The sequence below is a fragment of the Bacteroides sp. LFL-34 genome (assembly GCF_027257075.1).
Lineage (GTDB): Bacteria > Bacteroidota > Bacteroidia > Bacteroidales > Bacteroidaceae > Bacteroides > Bacteroides ovatus.
The window spans coordinates 13,913-35,561 of record NZ_JAPQKZ010000044.1; the positions used below are offsets into that span (position 1 = coordinate 13,913).

At 47.1% G+C, this 21,649-nt stretch carries 13 protein-coding genes; 10 read left to right on the plus strand and 3 right to left on the minus strand.

The window, feature by feature from the left end:
• The first annotated feature begins 3 nt into the window (after nt 1-3).
• The 7 genes from N5O98_RS21375 (at nt 4) to N5O98_RS21405 (ending at nt 8,039) form a co-directional block, all read left to right on the plus strand.
• Nucleotides 4-1,935 carry a heparinase II/III domain-containing protein gene (locus N5O98_RS21375; RefSeq protein ID WP_022199727.1) on the plus strand — a complete coding sequence of 644 codons (1,932 nt, stop codon included), beginning with the start codon at nt 4-6 and terminating at the stop codon, nt 1,933-1,935.
• A 15-nt stretch (nt 1,936-1,950) separates the two neighbouring features.
• Nucleotides 1,951-3,129, plus strand: coding sequence for a glycoside hydrolase family 88 protein (locus N5O98_RS21380; RefSeq protein ID WP_022199726.1), 1,179 nt, complete (start codon nt 1,951-1,953; stop codon nt 3,127-3,129).
• A 15-nt stretch (nt 3,130-3,144) separates the two neighbouring features.
• Nucleotides 3,145-3,618 carry a hypothetical protein gene (locus N5O98_RS21385; RefSeq protein WP_004298778.1) on the plus strand — a complete coding sequence of 158 codons (474 nt, stop codon included), beginning with the start codon at nt 3,145-3,147 and terminating at the stop codon, nt 3,616-3,618.
• A 29-nt stretch (nt 3,619-3,647) separates the two neighbouring features.
• Complete coding sequence (locus N5O98_RS21390) at nt 3,648-5,687, plus strand: fimbrillin family protein (RefSeq protein ID WP_118160993.1); 2,040 nt, start codon at nt 3,648-3,650, stop codon at nt 5,685-5,687.
• Between the two features lie 809 nt (nt 5,688-6,496).
• Nucleotides 6,497-6,691, plus strand: a complete 195-nt coding sequence (locus N5O98_RS21395; RefSeq protein ID WP_004298788.1) for a helix-turn-helix domain-containing protein — start codon at nt 6,497-6,499, stop codon at nt 6,689-6,691.
• Between the two features lie 11 nt (nt 6,692-6,702).
• Nucleotides 6,703-7,026, plus strand: a complete 324-nt coding sequence (locus N5O98_RS21400) for a HipA N-terminal domain-containing protein (RefSeq protein WP_022199724.1) — start codon at nt 6,703-6,705, stop codon at nt 7,024-7,026.
• A 2-nt stretch (nt 7,027-7,028) separates the two neighbouring features.
• On the plus strand, nt 7,029-8,039 hold the full coding sequence (locus N5O98_RS21405) for a type II toxin-antitoxin system HipA family toxin (RefSeq protein WP_022199723.1): 1,011 nt from the start codon (nt 7,029-7,031) through the stop codon (nt 8,037-8,039).
• 87 nt (nt 8,040-8,126) lie between these two features.
• Here N5O98_RS21405 and N5O98_RS21410 read toward each other — a convergent pair whose 3' ends face one another.
• Entirely contained in the window at nt 8,127-9,038 is a 912-nt protein-coding gene (locus N5O98_RS21410) for a helix-turn-helix domain-containing protein (RefSeq protein WP_004322625.1), read from the minus strand.
• Between the two features lie 223 nt (nt 9,039-9,261).
• Here N5O98_RS21410 and N5O98_RS21415 point away from each other — a divergent pair, with 223 nt between their 5' ends.
• From N5O98_RS21415 to N5O98_RS21425, 3 genes are read left to right on the plus strand one after another with little or no spacing between them, the layout of a single operon-like run.
• Nucleotides 9,262-10,368 (plus strand): efflux RND transporter periplasmic adaptor subunit, encoded by a 1,107-nt coding sequence (locus tag N5O98_RS21415; RefSeq protein ID WP_004313771.1) that lies wholly within the window; start codon nt 9,262-9,264, stop codon nt 10,366-10,368.
• Nucleotides 10,369-10,382: 14 nt separating this feature from the next.
• The gene (locus N5O98_RS21420; protein ID WP_022199722.1) at nt 10,383-13,562 is read left to right on the plus strand and encodes an efflux RND transporter permease subunit; all 3,180 of its coding nucleotides are present in this window, start codon (nt 10,383-10,385) and stop codon (nt 13,560-13,562) included.
• Between the two features lie 12 nt (nt 13,563-13,574).
• Complete coding sequence (locus tag N5O98_RS21425; RefSeq protein WP_004308479.1) at nt 13,575-14,939, plus strand: efflux transporter outer membrane subunit; 1,365 nt, start codon at nt 13,575-13,577, stop codon at nt 14,937-14,939.
• Nucleotides 14,940-15,096: 157 nt separating this feature from the next.
• Here N5O98_RS21425 and N5O98_RS21430 read toward each other — a convergent pair whose 3' ends face one another.
• Together N5O98_RS21430 and N5O98_RS21435 are read right to left on the minus strand one after the other, a co-directional pair.
• Entirely contained in the window at nt 15,097-19,041 is a 3,945-nt protein-coding gene (locus N5O98_RS21430) for a hybrid sensor histidine kinase/response regulator transcription factor (RefSeq protein WP_118160990.1), read from the minus strand.
• Between the two features lie 36 nt (nt 19,042-19,077).
• Nucleotides 19,078-21,525 carry a glycoside hydrolase family 95 protein gene (locus tag N5O98_RS21435; RefSeq protein WP_022199719.1) on the minus strand — a complete coding sequence of 816 codons (2,448 nt, stop codon included), beginning with the start codon at nt 21,523-21,525 and terminating at the stop codon, nt 19,078-19,080.
• Nucleotides 21,526-21,649: the final 124 nt, after the last annotated feature.

A 21,649-nucleotide genomic window follows, 5' to 3' on the forward strand; every position in this document is an offset into this window, starting at 1 on the left:
ACCATGAAAACGATTCTTTTTAAAACAATCATCATAGCTTTCTTTGTAGGAACAGCCGTTAGTTGTTCCGATGAAGATGAGAACAGATTCCGTCCGGGATCTACCCATGAGAAACCGAATCCCACGGAGCCGGAGGGCGGATTGGATTATTCCAAACTGACCGCGGACAATCATCCCCGCCTGTTGATGAACGCCGAGGCCTTCACTGCGTTGAAAGCCAAAGTGGATGCTAATTCGAGTGCCAATCTGACCTTGCTCCATAATACCATTATGGGGGTATGCAACAGCAAAGGGATGAACGCCACGGCACTGACTTATAAATTGGATGCCAGCAACAAACGTATCCTCGATGTATCCCGCGACGCGTTGCTGCGTATTTTCACCTGTGCTTATGCCTACCGGATGACCGGCGATGCCAAATACCTGACTAAAGCGGAGACGGATATGAACGCTGTCTGCAACTTTCCCGACTGGAACTCGAAACGCCACTTTCTCGATGTGGGCGAAATGGCTACGGCTGTTGCATTCGGCTACGACTGGCTCTACAACGAACTAAGCGCAGCCACCCGTACAAAAGCGGCCAACGCACTGTTGAAGTTTGCCTTCCAACAGGCACAGAACAAGAACTGGAACCTCAACTTCTACGAAGCCACCAACAACTGGAACCAGGTTTGTAATGGTGGACTGGTCTGTGCGGCACTGGCTTCTTATGAAAACAATCCTTCCGAAGCAAAGGACATGATTGAAAAAGCATTGGAATCCAACAAACCTGCATTGGAAGTGATGTATTCTCCCGACGGCAACTATCCGGAGGGTAGCGGTTACTGGTGTTACGGCACGCTCTATCAGGTATTGATGCTTGCCGCCCTCAACAGTACGCTCGGCACGGATAACGGGCTTTCCGATACACCGGGATTCTCCAAAACGGCAGAGTATATGCTGTATATGACAGGCTTGAACAGCAAGTTCTTTAATTATTCCGACTGTGCCCCCTCCTCTACTGCGGCATTGGCTTCGTGGTGGTTTGCCGATAAATACAGTAACCCGTCCTTATTATATAATGAGCTGAAAATGTTGAAGAACGGCGAATACGCTTCCTGTGCCGAAAACCGCTTACTGCCAATGATTATGGCGTTTGCCAATAATCTGAATCTAGACGCAATCTCCGCTCCTTCCAATAAACTATGGAGTGGAAAAGGGGAAACGCCCGTGGTGATGGTACATACCGACTGGACGTACACCGATACGGATAAATACCTCGGAATCAAAGGCGGCAAGGCAGGTTCGAGCCACGGACACATGGATGCCGGTTCGTTTGTGTACGACGCGTATGGAGTGCGCTGGTCAATGGATTTCGGTCTGCAAAGTTATACAACGCTTGAGTCGGTATTAGCCGGTTTGGGTGGTGATCTTTGGGATATGGGACAGAACTCGATGCGTTGGGATGTATTCCGCCTGAATAATTTGAATCATAGCACGATTTCAATCAATGACGCCCGTCACCGGGTAAATGGGGCGGCTACGCTGACTACTACTATCAATACCGCTACGGAATTGGGAGCCACTTTCGATCTGACTGAAGTAGTGTCCGATCAGGCGGCGTCCGCTACCCGTACCGTGAAAATCGTGAACGATAAAGATTTAGTAGTCATGGATGAGATCAAGGCGAGAACGGATAAATCCGCCAAAGTGCGCTGGTGTATGGTGACGCCTGCCGTTCCGACGGTGGAAAGTAACCGCATCGTACTAACGAACGGAAGCAAAGTGATGTATCTCACAGCCAGCGGAAGCGTGAAGCCTACCTACAAGCAATGGAGTACCACCAGTGAGAACTCTTATGACCAGGCTAATCCGGGCACCTATATGGTCGGCTTTGAAGCAACGGTCACCGCCAATCAGACCGCCACATTTACCACAACCCTGTCCCCCAAATAAAAAAGAATGGAACGTATGAGAATTCTATTAATATCTATACTCGGACTTTTGACATTGGCCTCCTGCACGAAGCAGGAGACGATGGAGGCATTGATTGACCGTGTATTTATCGTTGCGGAGCAACAATACACGAATATGGACACCCGCCTGACAGAAAAGACACTTCCCCGCACACTCTCTGCCGACGGTGGGTTTGTTCCCTCGAATATCTATTGGTGGTGCAGCGGCTTCTATCCCGGTTCCCTCTGGTATATCTACGAATATACAGGCAATGAAGCAGTGAAAACACTGGCCGAGAAGAACACGCTGAAACTCGACTCTATACAATACGTGACCAGGGATCATGATGTCGGTTTCCAGTTGAATTGCAGTTACGGGAATGCTTTCCGGTTGACAGGTAATGAGGCTTATAAACAAGTGCTCTATCAGGGCGCCAAGTCCTTGTCAACTCGTTTCAATCCTATTGTCGGTGTGATCCGCAGCTGGGACTTTGTGCGCAAAGGCTGCGACTGGAAGTTTCCGGTGATTATTGACAATATGATGAACCTTGAACTGCTGTTGTCCATGTCGAAAGCCTACGCCGACGACTCTTTGCAGAACATTGCCTGTACGCATGCCAATACCACTATCCAGCATCACTTCCGGGATGATTATTCCACGTATCATCTGGTGGATTATGACCCTGAAACAGGTGCAGTACGCGGCAAGCAAACGGTGCAGGGCTTCTCGGACGATTCCTCCTGGAGCCGCGGACAGGCATGGGCCTTGTATAGCTATACGATGATGTTCCGTCTGACGGGGTATCAGAACTATTTGCTGCAAGCCGGGCATATTGCCGATATGCTGCTCCGCCGTTTGCCTGCCGACGGTATTCCTTACTGGGATTTCGACGCTCCGGTAGAAGAACAGACCTATCGGGATGCTTCCGCAGCGGCTATCATGGCCTCCGCCTTTATCGAACTAAGCCGTTATATCCCCGGCACGGACGCCAAGGAATCTTATCTTGCCATGGCAGAAAAGCAACTCCGTACGCTTGCCTCGAAAGAGTATCTGGCAGAACCGGGTACGAACGAATGTTTCATCCTGAAGCACAGCGTGGGTGCACTTCCTGATAAAAGCGAAGTGGATGTCCCCCTGACGTATGCCGATTATTACTTTTTAGAAGCATTGCTGCGGTATAAGAATCTACAATAATAAAACTAATACAATATGATTATGAAGAACTTACATATAAATATGGCATTTATCTTCGTTCTACTGCTGATAACTGCCTCCTGCTCGGACAAGGATGATTCGGCTCCGCGTGTCATTCCCACCATGAACCTGACAGTTTCGGAGATTGCGGACAATACGGCTCTGATTACTTCCGAGCAGCAAACAGGAACTACGTTCGGAGCGAAAGTCATTGAATTCTATCCGGTGGCCGACATTGGCTTTGATTATAACATTGAAGTGAAACTGGTGAAATTCGTAGAAGAGAACGGAGAACCCGTATCTCTGCCCTATACGCGCAAAATCACCGAAGGATTACGTCCGGGAGTGAATTACATCAGTGCGATTATCGCCTATAATGCCGAAGGGCGTGCCGTGTGTTCCGCTTTTCAGACCTGGAAAGCTTCAGGAACGGAAGGAGCATGGAGTGACGGCGGTTCTGCCGGTGATCTGGAAGAGAATGAATGGTAAAAATGGTGTAACTCAAAAGAATGAATGGTATGAAAAATAGATTATTTGCAATAGGTGCAATGATTCTCATGATGACAAGTTGCACGCAGGACGAACTTATTTCGTCCGATAACGGCAAAGAACCGGCAACGGCAGGTTCATGTCTGACATTGGTTGGACTCTCGTCTCCGCAGACGCGTGTTTCTATCGGTGACAAAACAGGGGATGTTTATCCGGTGCTCTGGAGCGAAGGGGATGCCTTGGGTGTTTTCTCCCGTACGGCAGGGACCGACATCAATAATGTGCAGTCTTTATTGAGTGATGAGTCGATCGGGCAGAACTCCGGCGTCTTTACTTCGGACGACGTGAAGATGGCGGAAGAAGGAGCTACGGAACTTCTTATTTACTATCCTTACCGGGCAAGTACGGAACTGGCCGAAAATGGCAACAAGATAACTTCTACCCTGTCTGTTGAGCAGGAACAAAGCCGTCCCGGCGATAGCCATCATATTGGAAAGTATGGTTTTGCGTTTGCCAAGGCTACAGTCAGCAGTCCGGATATGCTTGCTAAATTTACGTTGAACCATGCGATGGCGTATGTGAAGTTCAGCATCTCGTCCCAGGAGCTTTCTACGTACAAGCTAAAAAGTGTTTCTTTATATGACAAGGAGACAAAAACTCCTCTTTCCGGTGTATTCATAGCAGATTTGGATACGGACGAACTGACCTACGGTACAGATGTGAAACCGTATGCCACTGTTTCACTGACTACTCCCGAACTGCTCGCTTCCGCACAGGATATATACCTGACTACATATCCTGCCGATTTAAGTGGCAAAGAAGTGTACATTGTCATCACTTTGGAAAATGACCAGCAGACTGTTACCATTCCTATTCTCAAAGAAGGAAAGCAACTGAAAGCCAATGCTGTCAATACGATTGCTGTCAACAACCTGAAACTTTCGGATAACTCCTGCGAATGGTATGAGCCGGTAGAGACACGTTTATTGGCAGGAGGATGGGCTTATGGCGAGTCCAACTGTCTGTTGACGAATATTTCTACCAGTGGCGTGAGCAATACGATGAGTGTGAAAGCACGTGGTAACTTTATGGAAGTGGAAGAACCCAAGTATGCCAAGACTATTCTGGGTTGCGATTTGAACGTTAATCATAAGATGATTGCCGTGAATGGCTCTACTACGGACATCTCCCCGATTGGCAGTGATTACAATATTACGATCAACACCTATAAAGTAAGTGGAGGCTATGACGGCGGTTGCGGTCAGGTGGCTATCTATGGAGCGGATCAGACTACCGTCATCTGGAGTTTTATTATCTGGATGACCCCTACTCCGGCAGAACATCCTTATGGTAATACGGGATATGTAGTGTTGGATCGTAATCTGGGTACTTATATGACGTGTGAAGGAGACAACTGGAAGCAAAACGGTGTTTACTTCCAATGGGGACGTCCTACGCCGGTCGGCTGGTCGGGAACCGTGGGTACTAATATACCTACCGAAGCCACCAACGTCCGCTTCTCTATAGAAAATCCCCGTGCGTTGCTTTATACTAATAATGTGGAGAATACAAAATCCGACTGGTATCTGGGTGCATGGACTGGTGCACGTACCGATCGTAAAGATGACTTCTGGGGCAACCCGAACGAATCGAGCACTTATCTCAATCCTTCTGACGGTCATAAATCTATTTATGATCCTTGTCCGAAAGGTTACCGGGTTGTATCTCCTCGTGTATTGGATGAGATAGAGCAGAAAGGAGAATTTGTGAAACAGAGCGCAACTGCGGTATTTAAATATTGCTATGACGGTACGAATTACGCATATTGGCCGTTGGCAGGTTGTAAGTGGGGTTCCAACGGCGGTAATAATGGCAACAATACAGGATTGGATACCGCTAAGGGTGCCGCTTGCTATTGGTCTAACTCATCGGCTAGCAGTTATGGAAATGACAAGGATCAGGGAGCTACTTCTCTGTATTATAAAGTTTCCGATAAGACATGGACACATTCCTCCGGTCGTTCCCATGCGTTCTCCGTGCGTTGTATGAAAGATACCGAGAATCGTTGATTCTCTTCGTTGATTCTCTTCATTGAGAATATGAAATAGAATTCCCCGCTATATGAAAGTTTCTGCCTGTCTCCGGATACAAGGTACTTTCATATAACGGGGAATCTGTTCCGTTTTTAAGATATTCACGAAAAAAGGAAAGAAAGAAAAGGGCCAAACAGAAAATAAACTGCATGAACAATTGCAAGAATATACATTATATCTCTCTATTTTGTATTTATTTCCTTGAAATATGCACGATATGGTGTAATTAAACACTCTGTTTGCCGTAATCAAACCCTCTGTTTGGTTTAAACAAACCGTCCGTTTGCTATAATCAAACCCTTCGTTTCTTTTAAAGGAAGCTAAACTTGGTTTTTGAAGAGGATGTATTGAGCTACTTTGTCTTTTTCTACTGTTGATTTATAAATAGCAATCTGATGCATCTCTTGTGAAATGATAGCTGTTTGTGTTTTTGAATGGCTACTTTTATTGCAACTTGTTTGCTAATAGTACCTATCTGGTGTTATTTGCGAAATCTGTAACTCTAAATGGAGGGCGTTTTTCATGAAGTGCAAGGAAACGGCTCGAATGATGAAGAGCAGGACAGATAAAATATACAATTCTTCATGTTGGCACTTTTTTCAGCGATCAATGTCTTTCCTCTATAAGTATGTATCTCTCTTAAATCACCATATATGGTGAAAAGCATGATAGTATGCTTTTATACTATGCTATTTATGCGTAAATTCACTGTATATGGTGAATTAGCTTGTTTTTCTACTAAAAAGATTCTATCTTTGTGAGAAAGTCACTATATATGGTGAATTATGGATTTAATAGAGATAGGAAAACATATTCGCGAAAGGCGTAAAGAGTTGGGCTTGGATCAGGCTACGTTGGCAACTCTTGCAGGAATAGGGATTAACGCTTTGGTCCGCTTGGAACGTGGAAGTGGTAATCCCCGCTTCGATGTCCTTTTTAATGTCCTGAAAACTTTAGGACTTAGTATTCATATTCAATAATAGACACGCATATGAGTCGATCTGCCAAAGTCTATATAAAAGGTATTTATGCCGGTCTGTTAACAGAAATAGATCGTGAACACTATTCATTCTGTTATGATACGGACTATTATAATAATCCACAACTCCCAGCTGTCTCACTGACCATGCCCAAGACACAGCAGGAATATACCTCTTCCTATCTTTTCCCTGTCTTTTTTAATATGACATCTGAAGGGGATAATCGTATTATTCAAGCTAGAAACCTGCATATTGATGAAGAGGATGATTTTGGTATTCTTCTGGCTACTGCCCATACAGATACAATCGGAGCAATAACAGTTAAAAGAATGTGATAATGGAAACAGATATTCATATTTGTCCCTCACTTTTACGGGAGACTGGCGGAGAAAGCGGATATTCATCCAAAGCCTTGAAGCAGCTTTTTGACGGGAAAAATATATCTTGTGAATTACCTTATAAGCATTTTGACGATAATGTCGGTATTGATATCTTCAATAACAATAGCAAACGCATATCTGTTTCAGGAGTCCAGATTAAGTATTCTTTAGTTGCCGATGACGGGATATTGCGATTAACCAAAGAGGGAGAACAGGGCGAATTCATATTAAAGCCTGTCCCTAATAATCTTCGTAACAAGGAGTTTTGCCCTGCCAACGAACATTTGACAATGCAGATAGCTGCGCAAGTATATGGGATTCCGACAGCTCCTAATGGATTATGCTTTTTTCAGGACGGAACCCCTGCTTATTTTGTACGACGTTTTGATTTGTCGGAGAAAGGAAAGTTACAAAAGGAGGATTTTGCTTCTTTAGCCGGGCTTACCAGGAAAAATGGAGGTTCCGATTATAAATATGATAATCTGGCTTATGAAGAGTTCGCAGGAATTATAGATAAATACAGTTCTGTGCCACAAGTAGATAAACTACGTTTCTTTGAGCTTGTTTTATTCAATTTTGTCTATTCTAACGGCGACGCTCATTTAAAGAACTTTTCTCTATTGGAAGAGAAAAAAGGAAGATTCCGCCTATCTCCTGCATACGATTTATTGAATACTCATCTCCATATAAACGATGGTATCTTTGCCATGAGCAAAGGTCTGTTTGTTAATCCTGAATCGGATTATTTCGGTGCTGCATCGGCGGTTACAGGAAAAACATTCTATTATTTTGGTTTGAAAATAGGCCTACCCGAACGTTTGGTAAACTCTTGTCTGGAGAAATATACTAAGGTATATGAATTAACAGATAAACTGATTGAACATTCTTTCCTTTCTAAAGAACTGAAACAGCAATATAGACTTATGTATAAGTCAAGAATCGGGAGTTATCTTAGTGTTATTGAGTAATAATGTGCACATTATTACTCATTTTTTATAGTAAGATGAGCAAGACTCCCAAAAAGATTTTTCTAACATAAGAATCTATTCTTTTTGTCATTCTTCTTTTCTGTTCCGATAATTGGCCGGTGATGTTCCCAAATGCGCTTTTACGTATTTCCCGAAAAAGGACTGATTGGGGAAGTTGAACTCTTCCGCAATTTCCTTGATAGACTTTTCCGAACGTTTTAATCGGTATTTGATATGCTCCACGGCAGTTTCATTAATCAAATCCAACGGAGTCCTGCCACACGCCTGCTTGATGACTTTCGAGAAATGCTTCGGAGTGTAGCAAAGCTCGTTGGCAAAATAGCTCACCGAACGGTGCATCCCCTTGTCCTTCGATAACAGTTCCATGAACTTCCGCAAAATGTAATTCACCTGTTTGATGCCTTCTTTCGAACCTTCCGTGTTGCCGGCAGCTTCCATTTCCTTGTGAAGCTGTCCCAGCATCTCGCAAAAGATAGCGGAAAAGAGATATTGCATCACTTCTTTGTGGTAGCAATGAGGCTCATCGTTTATCTTGGCTATAATTAAATCCCGGTAGAATCCGAAGAAAGTTTTATCCTCCCCGTTGCCAACCGACTTCACCGGATTGTTATGGATATGAATGGCAGTATTCCACGTTTCCTTTTCCATTTTAATAATACGTTGCAGGAAACGGGTAGAGAATCCGGCAAGCCTGACTTTATATTTAGGACTAAGCATCGTATGACTGATAATCGTGTTGGGTAGACCGAGCAGCAGCTCGCCCGCCTGCAACTTGTAGGTCCGGTAGTTGACGTCCAGCTGGATGCACCCTTCTATGCAAACCGCGATGAGAAAACAATTCAGTTTGATTGTATCATTACTATAAGGAGTCCCCTCCAGACTGTTGACTATCGCAAAGTCATCATCTATATAATCAAGGACGTGCTGACTGTCCTTAAAATCCTCTATATCCACCGTAATAATGTTCTCTTTTTCCATGTTCTTTCCTTTTTTACTTTTTGCAAAGTTGGTGAATAATCGGGAAAACAGAATGTCCCATACTTCTTCAGATTTGTTTGATATGTCGTTTATTGCCAAATAGTTAGCTATAATAAACGTAAATGGCGAGAATGGGACATTTATGGAGGGAAATTGGTCACTGTTGCCTTGTTCTTTTCTCCTACTTTTGTCCAGGATTTAACAAAAGATCAAAAGAGAAAGTATGATTACAGTAAGCAAAAAATGGATACGGCTGATAGGGATTGTCGGTTGTACAGTGTGGATGGCATCTTGCAAGCAGGCATCGGATGCGGGAGTGAAATCTTCTTCTTATGCAGTAATGCAGATAGAAGCGGTGGATAAGGAATTTTCTTCTTCCTATTCGGCGAGCATACGTGGGCGACAGGATATTGATATTTATCCGCAGGTGTCGGGAACGATTGAGAAACTCTGTGTGACCGAAGGGCAAAAAGTACGCCGCGGGCAATCGCTTTTCATTATCGACCAAGTGCCTTACAAGGCCGCACTGAAAACCGCCACTGCCAATGTGGAAGCAGCACGTGCCGCGCTGGGTACTGCCGAACTGACCTACAAGAGCAACAAAGAACTGTATGCGCAGAAAGTAGTTTCGGAATTCAGCCTGAAAACGGCCGAAAATTCTTATCTCACCGCCAAAGCTCAACTGTCGCAGGCCGAAGCCCAGGAGATCAGTGCCCGCAACAATCTCTCTTATACCGAAGTGAAAAGTCCCAGTGACGGAGTCGTAGGTGCATTGCCTTATCGTGCAGGCGCATTGGTAAGTGCCAATATGCCCTATCCGCTTACTACGGTCAGCGACAATTCGGATATGTATGTCTATTTCTCCATGACCGAGAATCAGTTGCTTGCCCTCACCCGCCAGTATGGTGACATGGACGAAGCCTTGAAGAACATGCCGGAAGTGGAACTGCGCCTCAATGATAATTCGGTTTATGATAAGAAAGGTGTCATCGAATCCATCAGCGGCGTCATCGACCGGCAAACGGGTACTGTGGTGGCGCGCGTGGTGTTTCCCAACGAATCGCGGTTGCTTCATAGCGGAGCCTCGGGCACGGTGGTAGTGCCGAGCATTTATAAAGATTGTATCGCCATCCCGCAGACGGCCACCGTGAAGATGCAGGATAAGACGATTGTATATAAGGTAGTGGACGGGAAGGCTGTCTCTACCCTGATAACAGTGGCCGAAAACAATGACGGGCGCGAATATGTGGTGCTGGACGGACTGAAAGCAGGTGATGAAATCGTATCGGAAGGCGCCGGACTGGTGCGCGAAGGCACGCAAGTTAAATAAGAAGGAGATTGATTATGAAAGGAAATGTGTTTATAAAACGGCCGGTGATGGCTATCTCCATCTCTGTCCTGATTCTGGCCATAGGGCTTATTTCGCTCTTCACGCTGCCGGTGGAGCAATATCCTGACATTGCGCCTCCAACGGTATATGTAACTGCCAGTTATACGGGTGCCGATGCCGAGGCAGTGATGAACAGTGTCATCATGCCACTGGAGGAGAGTATCAACGGTGTGGAAGGCATGATGTATATCAGTTCCAGTGCTTCCAATGCAGGTTTGGCTATTATACAAGTTTATTTCAAGCAGGGCACAGACCCCGATATGGCGGCAGTCAACGTGCAAAACCGTGTGGCGAAAGCACAGGGATTGCTTCCGGCTGAAGTAACGAAAGTCGGCGTCAGCACGATGAAGCGGCAGACCAGCTTCTTGCAGATTGGCGCTTTGGTCTGTACGGACGGTCGATACGATCAGACGTTCCTCGCCAATTATCTGGACATCAATGTCATTCCCCAGATTAAACGTATTGAGGGAGTGGGAGACGTGATGGAGCTGGGCGATACGTACAGTATGCGTATCTGGCTGAAACCGGAACGGATGGCGCAATACGGACTGGTTCCGTCGGACATTACCGCCATATTGGGTGAGCAAAACATCGAAGCTCCCACCGGTTCACTGGGCGAGAGTTCGAAGAATGTTTTCCAGTTTACAATGAAATATCGCGGACGCCTCAAAAGCGTGGAAGAATTCCGGAACACGGTTGTCCGTTCGCGGGAAGACGGTTCCATACTTCGCCTGCAAGATGTGGCAGAGGTGGAGTTGGGTACGATGACGTATAGTTTCCGCAGTGAAATGGACAGTCAGCCGGCCGTTCTTTATATGATATTCCAGACAGCCGGTTCCAATGCTACCGCTGTCAACAAAGAAATCACTGCGCAGATAGAGCGGATGGAGAAGAATCTGCCGGCAGGAACGGAGTTCGTCACGATGATGAGTTCCAATGACTTCCTTTTCGCTTCCATACACAACGTGGTGGAGACACTGATTATCGCCATCATTCTGGTCATCCTCGTGGTCTATTTCTTCTTGCAGGATCTGAAGAGTACGCTGATTCCCTCCATCTCTATCATTGTGTCGTTGGTGGGTACGTTTGCCTGTCTGGTGGCTGCGGGTTTCAGTCTGAACATCCTGACATTGTTTGCTTTGGTACTTGCTATCGGTACGGTGGTAGACGACGCCATTGTGGTGGTAGAGGCGGTACAATCCAAGTTTGATGCTGGATACAAGTCTCCTTATCTTGCCACGAAAGATGCAATGGGCGACGTGACGATGGCTATTGTCTCCTGTACCTGTGTATTTATGGCTGTGTTTATTCCTGTAACCTTCATGGGAGGTACTTCGGGCGTGTTCTATACACAATTCGGTATCACGATGGCAACTGCCGTAGGTATTTCGATGATTTCGGCTTTGACGCTCTGTCCCGCTTTGTGCGCCATCATGATGCGTCCGTCGGACGGAACGAAGAGCGCCAAGAGCATCAATGGACGGGTACGTGCAGCTTACAATGCTTCGTTCAATGCCGTATTGGGTAAATATAAGAGAGGTGTGATGTTTTTCATCCGCCATCGCTGGATGGTGTGGACTTCACTGGCTGTTGCCGTTGCCTTGCTGGTTTACCTGATGAGTACCACTAAAACGGGACTTGTGCCGCAGGAAGACCAGGGTGTCATTATGGTGAATGTCAGTATTTCACCGGGAAGTACGCTCGAAGAAACCACGAAAGTGATGGACCGCTTGGAAAATATCCTGAGAGATACACCCGAAATAGAACACTACGCCCGCGTAGCAGGGTACGGACTGATATCCGGTCAGGGAACTTCGTACGGTACGATTATTATCCGCCTGAAAGACTGGAGCGAACGAAAGGGCAAGGAGCATAGCTCGGATGCTGTGGTGTCCCGCCTCAACGGACAATTCCAGGCGATAAAGGAAGCGCAGGTATTCAGCTTCCAGCCTGCCATGATTCCGGGTTACGGTATGGGTAACTCCCTCGAACTGAACCTTCAGGACATGACGGGTGGAGAACTGGCTACGTTCTATGATGCGGCTATACAGTTCCTCGGTGCTCTGAACGAACGTCCGGAGGTAGCGATGGCGTATACATCGTATGCTATCAACTTCCCGCAGATATCGGTGGAAGTGGATGCTGCCAAATGTAAGCGTGCAGGAATTTCGCCGAGTGCAGTGCTCGATGCGGTGGGCAGTTATTGTGGTGGCGCGTATATTTCCAACTATAACCAGTATGGTAAAGTATATCGTGTGATGATGCAGGCTTCGCCTGAATACCGCCTCGACGAGCAGGCACTGAATAATATGTTTGTACGCAATGGTACGCAGATGGCTCCGGTGAGCCAGTTCGTGACGCTGAAACAAGTGCTGGGACCGGAAACGGCCAACCGTTTCAATCTTTACAGCACCATCACCGCCAATGTGAATCCTGCCGATGGTTACTCCTCCGGCGAGGTGCAGAAAGTGATTGAAGAAGTGGCTGCACAGTCTTTGCCGGCAGGCTACGGATATGAATATGGTGGTATGGCACGCGAAGAAGCAAGTAGCGGTGGTGCGCAGACGGTTTTCATTTACGCCATCTGTATCTTCCTTATCTATCTGATTCTGGCCTGTCTTTACGAAAGTTTCCTCATACCGTTTGCCGTTATCTTCTCCGTGCCGTTCGGACTGATGGGGTCGTTCCTTTTCGCCAAAATACTCGGGTTGGAGAATAATATCTATCTGCAGACAGGGGTGATTATGTTAATCGGTTTGTTGGCTAAGACAGCAATTCTGATTACAGAGTACGCCATAGAGCGCCGTCGCAAAGGAATGGGTATCGTGGAATCTGCTTACTCTGCCGCACAAGTCCGCTTGCGTCCTATCCTGATGACGGTATTGACGATGATTTTCGGTATGCTTCCACTGATGTTCTCTTCCGGTGCAGGTGCCAACGGTAACAGTTCGCTGGGTACGGGTGTAGTAGGCGGTATGGTTGTCGGGACACTGGCATTGCTCTTTGTCGTTCCGGTTTTCTACATCATCTTTGAATTTTTGCAGGAAAAAATCCGCAAACCGATGGAGGAGGAAGCAGACGTACAGGTGCTTTTAGAGAAAGAAAAGAGTGAAGTTGAACGCGAACGTAAATAAATGAAAGAAAGAATGAAGAAGAATATCATCACATTAGTTGCCATCAGTCTGTCGTTGAGCGGTTGTGGCATCTATACCAAATACGAACCCGCCACTGTCGTGCCCGACGATCTTTACGGCGGGGAAGTGGTGACCGAAGACACTGCCGGTCTGGGTAATATGGACTGGCGGGAACTCTTCACCGACCCTTATCTGCAATCCCTCATTGAAGTGGGATTGCAGACCAATACCGACTATCAGTCTGCCCAGCTCCGTGTGGAAGAAGCACAGGCCGTACTGATGTCTGCCAAACTTGCTTTTCTGCCCGCTTTTGCTCTTGCTCCGCAGGGAACAGTGAGCAGTTTCGATACGCAGAAGGCTACGCAGACTTATTCGTTGCCCGTTACTGCCAGTTGGGAGTTGGACGTTTTCGGGCGTATGCGCAACTCCAAGAAACAGGCGAAAGCGCTTTATGCTCAAAGCGAGGATTACCGTCAGGCAGTCCGTACACAGTTGATAGCAGGTATCGCCAATACCTATTATACCCTTTTGATGCTGGATGAACAACTCGACATCTCCCGTCAAACGGAAGAGGCATGGAAAGAAACCGTTGCGTCTACCCGTGCATTGATGAATGCGGGATTGGCAAACGAATCCGCTGTGTCGCAGATGGAGGCGGCCTATTATCAGGTGCAGGGTTCGGTTCTCGATTTGCAGCAGCAGATCAATCAGGTGGAGAACAGTCTTGCCTTATTATTGGCGGAGACGCCACGCAACTATGAGCGTGGTGTATTGGCAAAGCAACAGTTTCCTGCCGACTTCTCGATAGGGATTCCTGTACGGATGCTTTCTTCCCGTCCGGATGTCCGCTCGGCAGAACGGACGCTGGAAGCGGCGTTCTATGGCACCAATGCGGCACGTTCGGCTTTCTATCCTTCCATCACTTTGAGCGGGAGTGCCGGATGGACAAACTCTGCCGGGGCGATGATTATCAATCCGGGCAAGTTTCTCGCGTCAGCGGTAGGTTCGCTTACGCAGCCGCTCTTTAACAGAGGGCAGGTGGTGGCACAATACCGCATTGCCCGTGCGCAACAGGAAGAAGCAGCGCTCGGCTTTCAGCAAACGTTGCTCAATGCCGGTAGTGAGGTGAATGATGCGTTGATTGCCTATCAAACCAGTCAGGGAAAAAGAATCTTGCTGGATAAACAGATCACTTCCCTGCAAACGGCTCTGCGAAGCACTACTCTGTTGATGGAGCATGGTAATACAACCTATCTGGAAGTGCTTACCTCCCGGCAGTCGTTGCTTAGTGCGCAACTCTCGCAGACGGCCAATCATTTTACTGAAATACAAAGTTTAATTAACCTATACCGTGCTTTAGGAGGAGGTCAGGAATAAACTGTATCATACTCTCTGTTTTCTAATTTAATGAAAGAAGGGCTGCCGGAGAAGTGATTCTGTGGCAGCCCGTTTGTTAATCGGTCAATATCGGTCAATATGCGGCGAATTGGCTTGCAGCCGGAAACTTCAGCCAGCATAAAGAATAATGATGGTATTATTTATCAGCCAGACCTTTCTTTTTCCTTTCTTTATATTGACTAGGTGTTTCCCCGGTATATTGCTTGAAAGCCGTACTGAAATAACTCGGAGTGGTAAACCCGGTTTTCTCTGCAATTTCAGAGAAGGGCATATCCGTGCCGGATATCAATGTAATAGCTTTTTCTATACGGAGCTTACTGATATACTCGTTCGCTCCCATGCCTGTAAGTGCTTTCAGTTTGTTATAAAGCGAAGAACGGCCCAATCCTACTTCCTGGCAGATAAACTGGATGCCCAGGTTGGAATTTTCTATATTTTCCTGGATGATACTATTCAGTTTAATCAGGAATGTTTCGTCTGTCAGGCTGATGGTGCTTTCTTCCGGAGTGGGGATTAATCCTGCATTCAGATACCTTTTCTTGGTATATTCCCGGTTTTTCAACCGGTTGCGGATAAGTTCCATTAGCATTTCCACTTCGAAAGGTTTGCTTAAATAGCCGTCCGCTCCATTCTTGTAACCGCTTATTTGGCTTTGCCTGTCATCTCTGGCAGTTAGCAGAATGACTGGGATGTGACTGATATTGATATCCTCTTTAATCGTTTTACAAAGTTTATACCCGTTCATCCGAGGCATCATCACGTCACTGACTATAATATCAGGGACATGGCTTCTGACCAGTTGAAGGGCTTCCACCCCGTCTCCGGCGATAATTATCCGTTTGAAGTATCCTTCGAACGTTCTTTTCAGAAAGTCTGTCATATCCGGATTGTCATCCACTACGAGAATAGTGTATGGAGTGGTGTCGAATACCTCTTTCGCGGACGGCTGCCCGCTGTTATCATCCATCATCAACTCGTTCAGATAAGCTTTTGGCTCGCAGATGATTTCTTCCGGTTCCTGCCTCAACGGCAACTCAAAGAAAAAGCTGGCTCCGGTTTCTTCATTATCCTGTGCGCCGATAGAGCCGCCGTGCAGTTCCACCAGAATCTTGGAGTAAGACAAGCCGATTCCTGTTCCGCTCTGTTCTCCCGTTCCCTGGTAGAAGCGGGTAAAGAGCTTGTGCGTATCCACTTGTTTCAGTCCGCATCCCTGGTCGATGATGGAGATACGCACCCGGTTTTCTTCGGGCAGCAGTTCCGAAGCAATCGTTATTTCCGTGTCCTGCGGACTGTGTTTCAAGGCATTGATAAGCAGGTTACTTAGGATAATCTCGCATTTGTCCTTATCGAAACTGACTTTCTCTATCCGTGGGTCGAGCTGATAGCGGATATGCACATTCTTTGCTTCCCCCTCACTGATAAAATCCTGCGAAACGTGTTCAATCCATTGATTGAGCGGATGAGGCTGAATTTGCAGTTTACTCTCCCCTACTTCCATTTTCCGCACGTCGAGCACCATATTAATCAAGTTCTTCATCCGTTGTGCCTGCCGGTAGATGGCTTTTAACGGCAGATATTGGCTGTCTCCGGAAGAGAGCGACTTCAAAATCTGATTGAGTGGCGCATGAATCAGCGTCAGCGGAGTCCGTAGTTCGTGGCTGATATTGATAAGAAAACGTACCTTTTCCTCGTACATCTGTTTCTCATGCTCTTTCATCGCCCATTTCAGTTTTTCCTGATTACGTTTCAATGTTCTGCGGAAAGTTTCGATGATTATGGTGGCAATGAGAATGGTGCAACCGAGAATGAACCACCACGTGCGATACCATGGCGGGAGTACGGTTAGTTCTAGTATTTTCTGGTTGGGAATCCAGCTGCCGTCTTTCGCTGTGCATGAAGCCATAATTTTGTAATTGCCCGGTGGTAACGACCGGATTACCAATTCCGGCTGGTACGATTCGATATACTGGTCGTTCAGCCCCTCTATCCGATAGCGGTAGACTTTCTTACGGAAGATATCCTCTTCTTTCGACATGATTCGGATGGTGATATTGCTGTCCCATGGGACAGAGATTGCTGCCGGATGACTATATAGCTTGTTCTGTGCAGGCTCACCATTGATGATAATATCCAACAGTTGCAGTTCCGGCATTTCCGATGTATTCAGCAGCAGCTGGCCGTCAATGCGCAGCATACCCTTTACACCGCCGATATAGACATCCCCCTCATTGTTTACCAACCGGGCGTTGGGCAGATATTCGTTTTGGATAGCTCCGTTCGACTCTCCGAAGAGAACGAACTTCTGTTCCTGTATAAGCCAGGCGAAAAGCAGATTATCCGCACCTATCCATACTTTGCCCCTCTGGTCGCATTGCACCATGTTGACTTCGGTAAACAGGTTGGTAAGGATGTGCGTCTGCTTTTGGGAAACGGGGTTGTAGTGGATAAGGCCGAAATTGCTTCCTATCCAGAAATCGCCGTGCTCGTCGTGTGACGCCGAACTGATTACGGTATCCTGATAACATTCGAAGGTTGTTTGCAGCAAGGAATCCCCATCGTGCAGTTCGTAGATATGTTTGAAATCGTTGATGTAAGTCCGGTTGTTCTCGTGCTTGAAGGGGACGAGCGTGCCGACAATACTTTTCCCTTCTTCTCCGGTGACCTTGTCGAATTTCTTTTCTTTCAGGTGATACTGGTAGACATGGTCGCCCAGTAATAACACGGTGTTGGGGGTGTTCTGATATAAGTTGACCGATTTACCCCGGTTGCAAAGTTGTGTCGTAGTTTCTTTGTCGACAATGGTAAAAGGCTGTTTCTCCCCGGTTGCGGGGTTGAATATGAATACTCCTTTGGAGAAAAGGGAAATCAGTAGTTTTCCGGGAGTGAATCCGCTGATAAACGCTATTTTATCGTTCCAGGTAGAAAGATAATGGGTGAATTTCTCGGTACGCGGGTTAAAGAGGTTGATACCGCCGCCGTCCGTACCAATCCAGATACTGTCGGGCGATTGGCGGTAAAGGCTTCGCACGGTGCTGTTGCTTAGTCCGCGGTCGTTGCCGGGGACTACGTCGGTGTAGGTTTTCATGAACACTTCCCGGATGCTGATTAATCCGTTGCAGGTGCTTCCTGCCCATATATTGTTATTGTGGTCGTTGTGCAGGCAGAGAATGGAGTTGGCGGGGAGAGAGTAGTTTTCACGTCCCGGGATATATTCCAGTTGGGAGATTTCCCCGGTTTCGGGGGTGAGGATATTGATTCCGCCGCCGTCTGTTCCTATCCACAGTTGCCCTTCCCTTTCGGCGAGGCTTAGGACGATGTCGTTGCTGAGGGCGGAGTTGCGGGTGGAGTACGAAGCCAGTAGTTTGCCGTCGTATGAGTAGCAACGAAGTCCGCCGCTGTAAGGGGCAATCCATATTCTTTTCCGGCTGTCGGTCATCATGGTGGTAATTTCCGGCCCGCAGTCGAAAGGGGGGCGTCTGTGCTCTCCGGTATGCAGGTCTACGAGGTATATGCCTGTCCAACGGCTGCAACAGAGCAACGTCTTTGAATCCCACATACTGAGAGCGTTGATTTTAAAAGAGTTGGCGTTGAAATATTGCAGAAGCCGGAGAGAAGAATCGTCATAACTATATTTGTAAATCCTGTCCTTGCCGCCAAAGAGGATTCCGTCCGGGACAAGGCAGAAGGAATAGGCGGTGATATTCTTCCCGTCCTCGTCCGTGGGGAACGTGAAGTCGTTGCTCTGCTGTTGGTAGCGGGCAATACCTTTTTCGGTCAGTACCCAGATGTTGTGTTGCTTGTCTTCGGCAATTTGATAAACCAGGTTGTGGAGAAGCGAGTTCGGGTCGTTTGCCTGGTGTTTGTATCTTTTCAGTTCGTGCCCGTCGAACTTTCCCAGTCCCGATTTGGTACCTATCCATACGAAACCCTGCTCATCCCGGAGAATACAGCGCACGTTGGAAGGCAGCCCTTCTTTCAGAGAGATTTGTTTAAAGTAATAGTGTTCTGCCCGGAGAGGGAGAACACCGACTAACTGTATGATAAAGAAAAGGCTTGACAGAACAGCGTATTTTGTTTTCATGTGAAGCAGGTTTGTTTGTGATGACAGATGCTTTCTTTATAGAACGGTCAACCTGTCTCCTTTTAAAGTGATTTCGTATTTCTTCTCTTTTACGGTCTTGAACTTGAGCGTCATGTCTCCGTATCTTACGTTGCAGGGAACCCCGGATTTGGAATGAATGATAGCTTTCTCCAGTTGTCCCTCTTTCCAGGAGACAGAAACCTCAAAATTCCCTTTGGCGCAGATTCCGCTTATCGAGCCGTTTGCCCAGGCATCCGGCAAAGCGGGAAGAAGTTGGATGAATCCCATGTGGCTTTGCAATAACATCTCGGTTATTCCTGCCGTACCGCCGAAGTTTCCGTCTATCTGGAAAGGCGCATGGGTATCCCAGAGGTTATCCAACGTACCGTTTTTCAACAAATTGCCGTACAGTTTATACGCATGGTTTCCGTCTTGCAGTCGTGCCCATTGGTTGAGTTTCCAACCCATGCTCCAGCCGGTAGCGCCGTCTCCGCGATGTTCCAGTACCACTTTGGCTGCCTGTGCAAGTTCGGGGGTAGTCACGGGAGAGATGGTATGTCCCGGATGCAATCCGAACAGGTGGTTGACGTGCCGGTGTTCATCTTTCGGATCGTCTATGTCGGTAGACCATTCCAGTAACTGGCCGTAGCGTCCTATGCGGTACGGAACGAGTTTGGTCAATACGTTTTCCCATTGCTTGCGCTCTTTGGCGTCCGTTCCGAGTACCTTGCTTGCCTGGATAGCGTCCAGTAATATTTCACGTACTACGGCATGCGCGAAAGTGACTCCCTCGTCCACCGGACCGTGTTCGGGAGAGGTGGAAGGCGCGGCGGTGTAAGTCCCGTCGGGCTTGTGCCACAAGTGGTCTACCGCAAACTGTGCGCTGCTTTTGATAAGGTCGTAGCCGATTTCCTTTAAGAATTTCGTGTCACGCGTATAATCATAATACTCCCATATATGCGTTGCCAGCCACGGACCGGCAGTAGGATTCAGGTTCCATGCCATAGATTTGCTGGATAAGGGAGCTGTGAATCCGAAGATATTGGCAGAGATGGATGCTGTCCATCCGCGGGCGTTGAAATAGGCTTGTGCTGTCTTCTCGCCGGGTTTTACCAAGCTGCGTATAAAGTCAATCAAAGGCCATGTACATTCAGAGAGATTGGTGGGGCACGCAGGCCAGTAATTCATTTGAATGTTGATGTTATTGTGGTAATCTACCCGCCACGGGCCGTCGGTATTGTTGTGCCACAATCCTTGCAGGTTGGCTGGCATGTTGCCGGGGCGCGAACTGGCTATGAGCAGATAGCGTCCGAACTGATAGTACAATTGTTCGAGCTGATAGTCCGGCACGCCTTTCTTATAGCTAGCCAGTCGTTTGTAGGTCGGCAGGTTGGGAGTGCCGATTTCCGGATTGATTTCAAAACGTACCCGATTGAACAGCGCGGTATAATCGGCTTCGTGATTACGATAAAGCTCGTCATAACCTTTTTTCAGGGCATTGTCCATCATAGCCAGAGTCGTTTGTGACGGGTCGTTGCCGACGTAGGCTTTCGGGTCTTTGAAGTCTGGGGCAAAGTTCATCTTATAATCGGTATCTGCCGTAAGCAGGAATACCACTTCGTCAGCATCCTTCACAATAATCCGGTCGTTTTCTGCTTTCAGTGTTCCCCCTTTGTGGATAGCTTTGATTCGGAAAGCGAATTTCATTCCGTTGTTATTGAGAACGCCGGTATATACTAATCCGTCGTTTCCATCTGCTTCCAGATGGCTTTTTGCTTCGTTGTTGGGACAATAGCTAAGTACAAGATTCTGTTTTCCGCCTTTGTCGGCAGTAAACTTCATGACCATGACACTGTCCGGATAGGATATGAAATATTTTCGTTGATACCGTATCCCGTCCTTATCGAATTGCACCACGGCCATAGCCGAATCCAATGACAGGATGCGGCGGTAACTGCTCATGTTGATTTCGCTGAGTCCGGTTTCCACATAAAGTTCTCCCATCGTGGTAAAAGCACCGAAGCGGAACGGAGTCTCGTCTTTTTCTTCATAAGCTCCCAGCCCGTTGAAGTTTTCTTGTGTGAGATACCCCGCCTTTTGGGAATCTCCGTCCAGAAAAGCCTGTCGTATTTCTTTCAATACACCTGCCGACTGTTTGTTTACATTCCAATAATATTCGGCGCCTTTGGCAGTATTCGGTCCACCTTTCCAAAGCGTCTTTTCATTCAGTGTGATTCGTTCCGCGGATATGGAGCCCATGATATTTGCTCCCAGACTACCATTCCCGATGGGTAGCGAACGGCTTTCCCATGTCTTGTCCGGATTCGCCCCTGTGCCCGAAGCGCGTAGCCAGACAGCTTGTCCGTCGAGATTGTTGGGAGTGTCGAACCATATGGAAAGTCCTTGTGTATAATCCACCGTTTCTATTGATGATGCAGTGAGTGAAAAGAGAGTGCAAAAAATAAGGAAGCAGAGTTTCTTCATAAGATGTATTATTTATAAGGAATGTGATGTGCAAAGGTATTGTTTTTTTAGGATTTCAGCGAACGGCCTGCTTTCGATTATAACCAATAAGCTTTTAAAAATCACCAAAAGTGCTTCTTTGTGT